Source organism: Enterobacter sp. JUb54, assembly GCF_014298075.1.
Lineage (GTDB): Bacteria > Pseudomonadota > Gammaproteobacteria > Enterobacterales > Enterobacteriaceae > Klebsiella > Klebsiella lignicola.
Map to the genome: position 1 here is coordinate 288360 of NZ_CP060418.1, position 12534 is coordinate 300893.

The 12534-nt window shown below is 55.2% G+C and carries 7 protein-coding genes; 3 read left to right on the forward strand and 4 right to left on the reverse strand.

All coding sequences use genetic code 11. The annotated features are described in order from the left end of the window. Positions 1 to 195: 195 nt before the first annotated feature. Positions 196 to 1542: a glycerol-3-phosphate transporter gene (gene glpT, locus HF679_RS01325; protein WP_123755205.1), complete on the forward strand. Its 1347-nt coding sequence runs from the start codon at positions 196 to 198 to the stop codon at positions 1540 to 1542. Between the two features lie 62 nt (positions 1543 to 1604). Here the strand turns inward: glpT and yfaE are convergent, their stop codons facing one another. From yfaE to ubiG, 4 genes are all read right to left on the reverse strand, one after another. Beyond that, entirely contained in the window at positions 1605 to 1859 is a 255-nt protein-coding gene (yfaE, locus tag HF679_RS01330; protein ID WP_123755204.1) for a class I ribonucleotide reductase maintenance protein YfaE, read from the reverse strand. After that, positions 1859 to 2989: a class Ia ribonucleoside-diphosphate reductase subunit beta gene (nrdB, locus tag HF679_RS01335; RefSeq protein WP_123755203.1), complete on the reverse strand. Its 1131-nt coding sequence runs from the start codon at positions 2987 to 2989 to the stop codon at positions 1859 to 1861. The genes yfaE and nrdB overlap by 1 nt, the downstream gene beginning before the upstream one ends. Before the next feature lie 100 nt (positions 2990 to 3089). Beyond that, positions 3090 to 5375 (reverse strand): class 1a ribonucleoside-diphosphate reductase subunit alpha, encoded by a 2286-nt coding sequence (gene nrdA / locus HF679_RS01340; protein ID WP_123755202.1) that lies wholly within the window; start codon positions 5373 to 5375, stop codon positions 3090 to 3092. Between the two features lie 357 nt (positions 5376 to 5732). After that, positions 5733 to 6461 (reverse strand): bifunctional 2-polyprenyl-6-hydroxyphenol methylase/3-demethylubiquinol 3-O-methyltransferase UbiG, encoded by a 729-nt coding sequence (gene ubiG / locus HF679_RS01345; protein WP_123755201.1) that lies wholly within the window; start codon positions 6459 to 6461, stop codon positions 5733 to 5735. Positions 6462 to 6844: 383 nt separating this feature from the next. Between ubiG and gyrA the strand changes: the two genes are divergently transcribed. Continuing rightward, positions 6845 to 9484 (forward strand): DNA topoisomerase (ATP-hydrolyzing) subunit A, encoded by a 2640-nt coding sequence (gene gyrA, locus HF679_RS01350; protein WP_123755200.1) that lies wholly within the window; start codon positions 6845 to 6847, stop codon positions 9482 to 9484. Positions 9485 to 9653: 169 nt separating this feature from the next. Next, on the forward strand, positions 9654 to 12500 hold the full coding sequence (rcsC, locus tag HF679_RS01355) for a two-component system sensor histidine kinase RcsC (RefSeq protein ID WP_154144210.1): 2847 nt from the start codon (positions 9654 to 9656) through the stop codon (positions 12498 to 12500). Positions 12501 to 12534: the final 34 nt, after the last annotated feature.

Consider the following 12534-nt stretch of genomic DNA (forward strand, 5'->3'; position numbering starts at 1 on the left):
GCATTATTTGCTCGAAATATGTGATTTTATGCTCAAAATAGAATGTTCTGTCATATTTTTGTAACAAAGCGTGCGATGTTTCACAGTATCCATGGCGGGCTTTGCCTACCATCCCGCCACATCAGAAGTGAGTGATTAGATTAGATTTTTCTCATCGAACTCATCAGCAGAGAAACCATGGCCACGGAGGCTGCTATGTTAACTATTTTTAAACCCGCGCCACATAAAGCGCGCTTACCGGCGGCGGAGATCGACCCGATGTACCGCCGCCTGCGCTGGCAGATTTTCATCGGTATCTTCTTTGGCTATGCGGCTTACTATCTGGTTCGTAAGAACTTTGCGCTGGCAATGCCCTATCTGGTCGAACAGGGCTTTTCGCGCGGCGACCTTGGTTTCGCGCTTTCGGGGATTTCGATTGCCTATGGATTTTCGAAATTCATCATGGGGTCGGTATCCGATCGCTCGAATCCGCGCATTTTCCTGCCGGCGGGTCTGATTCTGGCGGCGCTGGTGATGCTGGTGATGGGCTTCGTCCCGTGGGCCACCTCCAGCATTATGGTGATGTTTGTGCTGCTGTTCCTGTGCGGCTGGTTCCAGGGGATGGGCTGGCCGCCGTGCGGGCGAACCATGGTGCACTGGTGGTCGCAGAAAGAGCGCGGCGGTATTGTGTCGGTGTGGAACTGTGCGCATAACGTCGGCGGTGGGATCCCGCCGCTGCTGTTCCTGCTGGGCATGGCCTGGTTTAACGACTGGCACGCGGCGCTGTATATGCCGGCGTTTGGCGCGATACTGCTGGCGGTGTTTGCCTTTGCGATGATGCGCGATACCCCGCAATCCTGCGGCCTGCCGCCGATTGAAGAGTACAAAAACGACTACCCGGACGACTACAGCGAACAGCATGAACAGGAGCTGACCGCCGGGCAGATCTTCCGTCAGTACATTCTGCCGAACAGGCTGCTGTGGTATATCGCCGTGGCTAACGTGTTCGTTTATCTGCTGCGCTACGGCATCCTTGACTGGTCGCCGACCTACCTGAAAGAGGTGAAGCATTTCGCGCTGGATAAATCGTCCTGGGCCTACTTCCTGTATGAGTATGCCGGGATCCCCGGGACGCTGATTTGCGGCTGGATGTCGGACAAGGTGTTTAAAGGAAATCGTGGGGCGACCGGGGTGTTCTTTATGACGCTGGTGACGATAGCCACCGTGGTTTACTGGCTGAACCCGCCGGGCAATCCAGGGGTTGATATGGCCTGCATGATTGTGATCGGCTTCCTGATCTATGGTCCGGTTATGCTGATTGGTCTGCATGCGCTGGAACTGGCACCGAAGAAAGCTGCGGGTACCGCTGCCGGCTTTACCGGACTGTTTGGTTATCTGGGCGGTTCGGTGGCGGCCAGCGCTATCGTTGGCTATACCGTGGACTTCTTCGGCTGGGACGGTGGTTTTATGGTGATGATTGGCGGTAGCGTGCTGGCGGTGCTGCTGCTGATCGTGGTGATGATCGGCGAAAAACGTCATCACCAGCAGCTGAAACAGGGTTAATAAAGCACAAAGAAAAAGGGAACGCATGGCGTTCCCTTTATTCCTTCTATTCCTTCCGCTGGTTACATCTCGATTTCGATGTCACCTTGCGCCCGGCAACAGCAGGGCAAAATTTCGCCCGGCTGGATAAACGCCAGCGGTTCGGTCAGCCAGTCTACCTGGCCGGACACCAGCCGCGTGCGGCAGGAGCCGCAATAGCCGGCACGGCACTGATACTCCACGTCGATGTTATGCGATTCCAGCGCGGCCAGCAGGGAAGGGTGTTCATCCTGACACTCAAGGCGAGTGTCAGAAATCTTCAAAAAAATGCGTTTCATCAGAGCTGGAAGTTGCTCAGGTCATCGGCGTCAACTTCGGCGTCGATCTGGCCGACCAGATAGGAACTGACTTCAACTTCCTGCGGCGCCACCTGCACGTTGTCGGAGACCAGCCAGGTGTTGATCCATGGGATCGGGTTGGAGCGGGTCTGGAACGGCAGATCGAGCCCGACCGCCTGCATGCGGATGTTGGTGATGTATTCCACATACTGGCAGAGAATGTCTTTGTTGAGGCCAATCATGGAGCCGTCACGGAACAGGTAATCCGCCCACTCTTTTTCCTGCTGCGCCGCCAGCACAAACAGGTCATAGCACTCTTGCTTGCACTCTTCGGCGATCTCCGCCATCTCCGGGTCATCGACGCCGGAACGCAGCAGGTTCAGCATGTGCTGGGTGCCGGTCAGGTGCAGGGCTTCGTCACGAGCGATCAGGCGGATGATTTTCGCGTTGCCTTCCATCAGCTTGCGCTCGGCAAAAGCAAAGGAGCAGGCAAAGCTGACGTAGAAACGGATGGCTTCCAGAGCGTTGACGCTCATCAGGCACAGGTACAGTTTCTTTTTCAGTTCACGCAGGTTAACGGTGATGGTCTGGCCGTTGACGGTGTGCGTGCCTTCACCCAGCAGATGCCAGTAGCTGGTCATCTCGATGAGGGTATCGTAATAGTGGGAAATGCCTTCCGCACGTTTCTGAATCTGCTCGTTGGTGACGATATCGTCAAACACCGTCGCCGGATCGTTGACGATGTTACGGATGATATGGGTATAGGAGCGCGAGTGGATCGTCTCTGAGAATGCCCAGGTTTCAACCCAGGTTTCCAGCTCCGGAATGGAAATCAGCGGCAGCAGCGCGACGTTCGGGCTACGGCCCTGGATGGAGTCCAGCAGAGTCTGGTATTTCAGGTTGCTGATGAAAATATGCTTTTCGTGATCCGGCAGCGCCTGGTAATCGATACGGTCGCGGGAAACGTCGACCTCTTCCGGACGCCAGAAGAAGGAGAGTTGCTTTTCGATCAGCTTTTCGAAGATGTCATATTTTTGCTGATCGTAGCGGGCGACGTTCACCGACTGACCAAAAAACATCGGCTCAAGCAGCTGATCGTTTTTGGTCTGAGAAAAAGTGGTATATGCCATTAAATGTAGGTCCTGTTGAAATTGTATCGCCCGACAGCAGGGATGTGCCGGGCTTACAAAACGTCTGGCCGGGTGAGCGTGGCGCTACCCGGCGAGTGTTTTAAATCTTACATGCGCCGCTTTCGCAGCCGTCGTCCTGAATGGATGGCGCCAGATCGTCCTGGGCATCTTCTGCACCATCACGGGTGTTGTGATAGTACAGCGTTTTCACGCCGAATTTATAGGCGTTGAGCAAATCTTTCAGCAGCTGCTGCATCGGCACTTTGCCTGACGGGAAACGCGTCGGGTCATAGTTAGTGTTCGCCGAAATCGACTGGTCGATAAACTTCTGCATGATGCCAACCAGTTGCAGGTAGCCGTCGTTGCTCGGCATTTCCCACAGCAGCTCGTAGTTTGCCTGCAGGGATTCGTAGTCAGGAACCACCTGGCGCAGAATGCCGTCTTTCGACGCTTTGATGCTGACGTGACCGCGCGGCGGCTCAATCCCGTTGGTGGCGTTAGAGATCTGCGAAGAGGTCTCAGACGGCATCAGTGCGGAGAGCGTGGAGTTACGCAGGCCGTGGGTTTTGATCGATTCACGCAATGCTTCCCAGTCGTAATGCAGCGACTCGTTGACGATTGCATCGAGATCCTTTTTATAGGTATCGATCGGCAGGATACCCTGCGCGTAGGTGGTTTCGTTAAACCACGGGCAAGCGCCTTGCTCGATCGCCAGCTCGTTCGACGCCTTCAGCAGGTAGTACTGAATGGCTTCGAAGGTTTTGTGCGTCAGGTTGTTGGCGCTGCCGTCAGAGTAGCGTTTGCCGTGTTTCGCCAGGTAGTAGGCGAAGTTAATCACGCCGATACCCAGAGTACGACGACCCATCGCACCGCGTTTGGCCGCCGGGATCGGGTAGTCCTGATAATCCAGCAGGGCGTCCAGCGCGCGAACCGCCAGCACCGCCAGCTCTTCCAGCTCGTCCAGGCTATCGATAACGCCAAGGTTGAAAGCGGACAGGGTGCACAGGGCGATTTCGCCGTTTTCGTCGTTGACGTCATCCAGCGGTTTGGTCGGCAGGGCGATTTCCAGACACAGGTTGGACTGGCGCACCGGCGCAACCACCGGATCAAACGGGCTGTGGGTGTTGCAGTGGTCAACGTTCTGGATGTAGATACGGCCGGTAGAAGCACGTTCCTGCATCATCAGGGAGAACAGTTCAACCGCTTTGATGCGCTGTTTGCGAATGCTGTCGTCTTGTTCGTATTGGGTGTACAGACGCTCGAACTCGTCCTGATCGGCGAAAAAGGCATCGTACAGGCCCGGGACATCAGACGGGCTGAACAGGGTGATGTCGCCGCCTTTCAGCAGACGGGTGTACATCAGCTTGTTGATCTGCACGCCGTAGTCCATATGACGCACGCGGTTGGCGTCGGTACCACGGTTGTTTTTCAGCACCAGCAGGCTTTCGACTTCCAGATGCCACATCGGGTAGAACAGCGTTGCTGCCCCGCCGCGAACGCCGCCCTGAGAGCAGGATTTCACCGCAGTCTGGAAATGCTTGTAGAACGGGATACAGCCGGTGTGGAACGCTTCACCGCCGCGAATCGGGCTGCCCAGCGCACGGATGCGACCGGCGTTGATGCCGATACCGGCACGCTGGGAAACGTATTTCACGATCGCGCTGGAGGTGGCGTTGATGGAGTCCAGGCTGTCACCGCACTCGATCAGTACGCAGGAGCTGAACTGACGGGTCGGGGTACGCACGCCGGACATGATAGGCGTCGGCAGCGAGATTTTAAAGGTGGAGACCGCGTCGTAGAAACGCTTGATGTAATCCAGACGCGTTTCGCGCGGGTAGTTGGAGAACAGACAGGCGGCGACCAGGATATAGAGGAACTGGGCGCTCTCGTAAATTTCGCCGGTAACACGGTTCTGGACCAGGTATTTGCCTTCCAGCTGTTTAACCGCGGCATAGGAGAAGCTCATGTCGCGATCGTGGACGATGAACGCGTCCATCTGCTTGAACTCTTCTTCCGTGTAGTCTTCCAGCAGATGCGTGTCGTATTTGCCGTTCTTCACCATCTTAGAGACGTGGTCGAATAGCGCCGGCGGCTCAAACTGGCCGTAGGCTTTTTTACGCAGATGGAAGATCGCCAGGCGAGCGGCGAGATACTGGTAATCCGGTGCATCGCGAGAGATCAGGTCCGCGGCGGCCTTGATGATCGTTTCGTGGATATCAGCGGTTTTGATGCCGTCATAGAACTGGATGTGGGAACGCAGTTCTACCTGAGAAATGGAAACGTTATTCAGCCCTTCTGCCGCCCAATCCAGTACGCGATGGATTTTGTCGAGATTGATGCGCTCGGTGCTACCGTCACGCTTTGTCACCAGCAGACTCTGATTCATGTGGATTTTACCTGTCCGTGAGAAAAAATATCCCCCCATTTATCCACAGCACAGCGTTGTGATTAACTCTGTGGATAAATACTATATGTAGGGGGTAGTCGATAAAAGAAACGCTATATGGTGAGTATTTTAGTAAGGATTCTTTTGAGTACAAGGGTTGATTTTGACGTTAATTTGAGGGTGCGGAAGCATAATAATCGCGAAATCCACGCCCCATAAGGCCTGGCGAAGATGTCAATAAACTGGAAAATAAAAATGAAAATTTGATCGAGTGCTGATTTCTTCAACGGATGTGAAAATTACGCGGCTTGATACCGCGCAATCATCGGGGATTTACCATACGAAATACTGCTGACGTTATGCGCTTTTTGCGGTTGTATGCAACATATAGTTAACATCTACCCCCGGTGCCAGCTTGAAGGTATTGGTCAGCGGATTGTAATGCAGGCCGGTAATATGCTGCTCTTTGAGAATAGTCTGATCAACCCAGCCGATTAGCTCCGCCGGCTTGATGAATTTTTTCACGTCGTGGGTGCCTTTGGGCACCATTTTCATCACGTATTCGGCGCCGATCACCGCCATCAGCCAGGCTTTACCGTTGCGGTTGATGGTAGAGAAGAAGACCTGGCCGCCGGGTTTGACCAGCCGCGCGCAGGCATGGACCACCGATTGCGGGTCGGGCACGTGCTCCAGCATCTCCATGCAGGTCACCACATCGTACTGCTGGGCATGTTTTGCCGCGTGTTCTTCTACGGTTTCCTGGACATATTCAACCTGAACGCCGCTTTCCAGTGCGTGTAGCTTCGCCACCTGCAGAGGTTCAAAACCCATATCGAGGCCGGTCACCGTCGCGCCTTCACGCGCCATGCTCTCCGCCAGAATTCCGCCGCCGCAGCCAACATCGAGCACTTTTTTGCCAAACAGGCCGCCAGAACGCTGTGCGATATAGCCCAGGCGCAGCGGGTTGATGCGGTGTAATGGCTTGAACTCACCCTCTAAATCCCACCAGCGCGAGGCGACGGCTTCAAATTTAGCGATTTCTTGATGATCAACATTGTGGGCCACCGGCTGTTTTTCGGCATTCATGGGCGCAATTACTCCTTATCTGTTCAGACTGGCGAGTATATCAGGTGGCTGGCATGAATAAACCGTCTATCCCCTTCATCCTTCAAGTTGCTTGGTTGTTAGCTGCAGCCGTTATTCGGCTCATCCATGAGCCTCACCCTTATCAGGTCCGCTGCTCGCAGCGTTCAAATCTGTTCCAGACAGATTTGTCACCCCAGTCACTTACCTGAGTAAGCTCCTGGGGATTCACGGCTTTGCCGCCTACAAGCAACTCGAATTATTTTGGGTAAATCCAATCTTGAGCCCACGCGAAAATCATTGGGTATAGGTTTACCCGTATCACCGCGGCTGTGTTATAATTTGCGACCTTTGAATCCGGGACACAGTAGAGGGATAGCGGTTAGATGAGCGACCTTGCGAGAGAAATTACACCGGTCAACATTGAGGAAGAGCTAAAGAGCTCCTATCTGGATTATGCGATGTCGGTCATTGTTGGCCGTGCGCTGCCGGATGTCCGAGATGGCCTGAAACCGGTACACCGTCGCGTGCTTTACGCCATGAACGTATTGGGCAATGACTGGAACAAAGCCTATAAAAAATCTGCCCGTGTCGTGGGTGACGTCATCGGTAAATACCACCCGCATGGTGATACCGCCGTTTATGACACCATCGTACGTATGGCACAGCCATTCTCCCTGCGTTATATGCTGGTCGATGGCCAGGGTAACTTCGGTTCTGTCGATGGCGACTCCGCCGCAGCGATGCGTTATACGGAAATCCGTATGTCGAAAATCGCCCACGAGCTGATGGCCGACCTCGAAAAAGAGACGGTTGATTTCGTAGACAACTATGATGGCACGGAGCGTATCCCTGACGTCATGCCGACCAAAATCCCTAACCTGCTGGTAAACGGTTCATCCGGTATCGCAGTCGGGATGGCGACCAACATTCCGCCACATAACCTGACGGAAGTGATCAACGGCTGCCTGGCCTATATCGACGATGAAGACATCTCCGTCGAAGGGCTGATGGAACACATCCCGGGCCCGGACTTCCCGACCGCCGCCATTATTAATGGTCGTCGTGGTATCGAGGAAGCGTACCGTACCGGTCGTGGCAAAATTTATATTCGCGCCCGCGCAGAGGTCGAAACCGACGCCAAAACCGGCCGTGAAACCATCATCGTGCATGAAATTCCGTATCAGGTGAACAAAGCGCGCCTGATCGAGAAAATGGCCGAGCTGGTAAAAGAGAAGCGTCTGGAAGGGATCAGCGCCCTGCGCGATGAGTCTGATAAAGACGGTATGCGCATTGTGATTGAGATCAAGCGTGATGCGGTGGGTGAGGTGGTGCTGAACAACCTGTACTCCCTGACTCAGCTGCAGACCTCTTTCGGTATCAACATGGTTGCACTGCACCATGGTCAGCCGAAGATCATGAACCTGAAAGATATTCTTTCGGCGTTCGTGCGTCACCGCCGTGAAGTGGTAACGCGTCGTACTATTTTTGAACTGCGTAAAGCTCGCGATCGTGCGCACATCCTTGAAGCGCTGGCGGTTGCTCTGGCCAACATCGATCCGATCATCGAACTGATTCGCCGCGCGCCGACCCCGGCCGAAGCGAAAGCCGGTCTGGTTGCCCGCTCCTGGGATCTGGGCAACGTCTCCGCCATGCTTGAGCGTGCCGGTGATGATGCCGCGCGTCCGGAGTGGCTGGAGCCAGAGTTTGGCGTGCGTGACGGTCAATACTACCTGACCGAACAGCAGGCACAGGCGATTCTGGATCTGCGCTTGCAGAAACTGACCGGCCTTGAGCATGAAAAACTGCTCGACGAGTACAAAGAGCTGCTGGAACAGATTGCTGAGCTGCTGCACATTCTTGGCAGTGCCGACCGTCTGATGGAAGTGATCCGTGAAGAACTGGAAGCGATGCGCGAACAGTTCGGCGACGCGCGTCGTACCGAGATCACCGCCAACACCGCGGATATCAACATTGAAGATCTGATCAACCAGGAAGATGTGGTGGTCACCCTGTCTCACCAGGGCTATGTGAAGTATCAGCCGCTGACTGACTATGAAGCGCAGCGCCGCGGTGGCAAAGGTAAATCGGCCGCCCGTATTAAAGAAGAAGACTTTATCGACCGCCTGCTGGTGGCCAATACCCACGATACGATCCTCTGCTTCTCCAGCCGTGGTCGTCTCTACTGGATGAAGGTCTATCAGCTGCCGGAAGCGAGCCGTGGCGCGCGTGGCCGTCCAATCGTCAACCTGTTGCCGTTGGAAGCCGATGAACGTATTACCGCGATTCTGCCGGTACGCGAATATGAAGAGGGCGTGAACGTCTTTATGGCGACCGCCAGCGGTACCGTCAAGAAAACCGCGCTCACCGAGTTCAGCCGTCCGCGTTCAGCCGGGATCATTGCTGTTAACCTCAATGATGGCGATGAACTGATTGGCGTTGACCTGACCAACGGTAACGACGAAGCCATGCTGTTCTCTGCGGCCGGTAAAGTGGTGCGCTTTAAAGAGAGCGCAGTGCGTGCCATGGGCCGTACCGCTACCGGCGTTCGCGGCATCAAGCTGGCGGGCGAAGACAAAGTCGTCTCGTTGATTATTCCGCGTGGCGAAGGCGCTATCCTGACCGTGACACAAAATGGTTACGGTAAGCGTACGGCAGCGGAAGAGTATCCGACCAAGTCGCGTGCGACGCAGGGCGTTATCTCGATCAAAGTGACCGAGCGTAACGGTTCCGTCGTTGGGGCTGTGCAGGTAGATGATTGCGACCAGATCATGATGATCACCGATGCGGGCACCCTGGTGCGTACCCGCGTATCGGAAGTCAGCATTGTCGGTCGTAATACCCAGGGCGTTATTCTGATCCGTACCGCGGAAGATGAAAACGTCGTCGGTCTGCAGCGTGTTGCCGAGCCGGTAGATGACGAAGAGCTGGATGCCATCGATGGCAGCGTAGCGGAAGGCGACGATGAAATCGCGCCAGAAAGCGATGCTGATACTGATGATGACATCGCCGAAGACGAAGAATAATCTTCGGTTGTGATGCCAGAAGGGTCGGGATATCTCCCGGCCCTTTTTGTTTTCCGGTTGCGGTGGGTTGTCGAACGTGAAATCCAGAGAGTATAACGTTGCGACAAGACGTGTTTACCGCTACCTTAACCCCATTCTGTTGAGTCCCTGACGGCCGAGTATCGCCCCATTGAAATATCTTGCCTCTTTTCATACCACCCTGAAGGTTTCACGCTATTTGTTCAGAGCGCTGGCGGTGCTGCTGTGGATGCTTATCGCTTTCGTTTCGGTGTTCTATATCGTCAATGCCCTGCATGACAGAGAGTCAGAGATCCGTCAGGAATTTAATCTCAATGCCGATCAGGCGCAGCGCTATATCCAGCGTACGGCCGATGTGATTAAAGAGTTGAAATATGTCGCCGGAAACCGGCCGGCAGGCGGCGGCGAGGGCGGTATTTCGCCGTCTGAGAATGGCAACATCGCCATTCCGGATTTCGAACCGCTGTATCCTGATTCCGACTGCGGGACGATGAGCACGACCTGGCGCAACTCCCTGCAATCGCTGGCGTGGTTTATGCGCTACTGGCGCGATAATTTTTCCGCCGCCTATGACCTGAACCGCATCTTTTTGATTGGCAGCGACAACCTGTGTATGGCTAACTTTGGCCTGCGCGAAATGCCGGTGGAGCGAGACCAGGCCTTAAAAGTCCTGCACCAGCGTATCGAACAATATCGCGATGCCCCGCAAAACGAGCGTGGCAACAATCTGTTCTGGATAAGCCAGGGCATGCGTCCGGGGATGGGCTATTTTTATGCCTTGACGCCGGTATACATGGCGAACCGCCTGCAGGCGCTGCTGGGGATTGAGCAAACCATTCGTATGGAGAGCTTCTTTACGCCGGGCAGTCTGCCGATGAGCGTGACGATCCTCGACGATAACGGCCAGCCGATGATCTCCCTTGCCGGGCCGGATAACAAAATCAAGAGCGAAGCCCGCTGGATGCAGGAGCGCATCTGGTTTGGCTATACCGCCGGTTTCCGCGAGCTGGCGATGAAGAAAAGCCTGCCGCCGTCATCATTAAGTATCGTCTACTCGGTGTCGGTCGATCAGGTTCTCGAACGCATCCGGATGCTGATTATCAATGCGGTGATCCTGAACATCCTCACCGGGGTGATCTTGTTCGCGCTGGCACGGATGTATGAGCGGCGGATTTTTATCCCGGCGGAAAACGACGCCCAGCGTCTGGAAGAACACGAGCAGTTCAACCGCAAAATTGTTGCTTCAGCGCCGGTGGGGATCTGCATTCTGCGCACCCTCGACGGCACTAACATTCTGAGTAACGAGCTGGCGCATAACTATCTCAATATGCTGACCCATGAGGATCGGCAGCGTTTAACGCAGATAATATGTGGGCAGCAGGTTAACTTCGTTGACGTGTTGACCAGCAATAACACCAACCTGCAAATCAGCTTTGTCCATTCCCGCTACCGCAATGAAAACGTGGCGATCTGTGTGCTGGTCGACGTCAGCGCCCGCGTGAAAATGGAAGAGTCGCTGCAGGAGATGGCGCAGGCCGCAGAGCAGGCCAGCCAGTCAAAATCGATGTTCCTCGCGACCGTCAGTCATGAGCTGCGCACGCCGCTGTACGGCATTATCGGTAACCTCGATTTATTACAGACCAAAGAGCTGCCTAAGGGCGTCGATCGCCTGGTCACGGCGATGAATAACTCCTCCAGCCTGTTGCTGAAGATCATCAGCGACATTCTCGATTTCTCGAAAATTGAGTCCGAGCAGCTGAAAATCGAACCGGAAGAGTTCTCGCCCCGTGAGGTGATGAACCATATCTCTGCCAACTATTTGCCGCTGGTGGTGCGCAAGCAGCTGGGGCTGTACTGCTTTATTGAACCCGATGTGCCGCAGTTGATGTCCGGTGACCCGATGCGCCTGCAGCAGGTGATTTCCAACCTGTTAAGCAATGCCATTAAGTTTACCGATACCGGCTGTATCATTCTGCATGTCCAGCGTGCCGGCGACTATCTGCAGATCAGCGTCCGGGATACCGGGGAAGGGATCCCGGCGAAAGAGGTGGTGCGCCTGTTCGATCCGTTCTTCCAGGTGGGGACCGGCGTACAGCGCAACTTCCAGGGCACCGGGCTGGGGCTGGCGATCTGCGAAAAGCTTATCAGCATGATGGACGGCGATATTGCCGTCGAGACCGAGCCGGGCATGGGCAGCCGTTTTACGATCCGTATTCCATTATACGGTGTGCAAAACCGCCAGCCGCTGAGCGTCGAGGGGCTGGCAGGAAAATGCTGCTGGCTGGCCATTCGCAATACCTCACTGGCGATGTTTGTGGCCTCGCTGCTTAAGTACCACGGTATTCAGGTCTGCGACTATGACGGACAGGCTCCGGGGGCAAATGACATTCTGCTGACCGACGACCAGCCGGATCCGCGCTGGCAGGGCGGGGCAACGGTGATTTTCTGCCGCCGTCATATTGGCATTCCCCAAGAGCGAGCTCCGGGCGAATGGCTGCATAGCGTCACAACGCCACATGAGCTGATTCCGCTGCTGGGGCATATTTTCCACGTCGCCGTGACTACGCCGGAACACGGGCCGGCGCTGGCGGCGCCGGAAACGCACACCGCCAGCAATGACGACATGATGATTCTGGTGGTGGATGACCATCCGATTAACCGCCGACTGCTGGCAGACCAGTTGGGTTCACTGGGGTATCAGTGCGTGACGGCGAACGACGGGGTCGATGCGCTGGCGGTGCTGGCAAAACAGCATATCGATATTGTGCTGAGCGATGTCAACATGCCGAATATGGACGGCTACCGTCTGACGCAGCGTATTCGCGAGCTGGGCATGAAGCTACCGGTGATCGGGGTAACGGCCAACGCCCTGGCTGAAGAGAAGCAGCGCTGTCTGGAGTCGGGGATGGATAACTGCCTGTCGAAGCCGGTGACCCTCGATATCATCAAGAAGACGTTGGCGTTGTATGCCGCCCGGGTACGAAAAGAGAGGGGATAAGCGCCCGATTTTGGGGCGTGGTTTTCGGCGTGTG

Excerpts from the sequence above, each read along its gene's own strand:
- glpT (WP_123755205.1), top strand. The coding sequence starts at position 196 with ATGTTAACTATTTTTAAACCCGCGCCACATAAAGCGCGCTTACCGGCG.
- yfaE (WP_123755204.1), bottom strand. The coding sequence starts at position 1,859 with ATGAAACGCATTTTTTTGAAGATTTCTGACACTCGCCTTGAGTGTCAG.
- nrdB (WP_123755203.1), bottom strand. The coding sequence starts at position 2,989 with ATGGCATATACCACTTTTTCTCAGACCAAAAACGATCAGCTGCTTGAG.
- nrdA (WP_123755202.1), bottom strand. The coding sequence starts at position 5,375 with ATGAATCAGAGTCTGCTGGTGACAAAGCGTGACGGTAGCACCGAGCGC.
- ubiG (WP_123755201.1), bottom strand. The coding sequence starts at position 6,461 with ATGAATGCCGAAAAACAGCCGGTGGCCCACAATGTTGATCATCAAGAA.
- gyrA (WP_123755200.1), top strand. The coding sequence starts at position 6,845 with ATGAGCGACCTTGCGAGAGAAATTACACCGGTCAACATTGAGGAAGAG.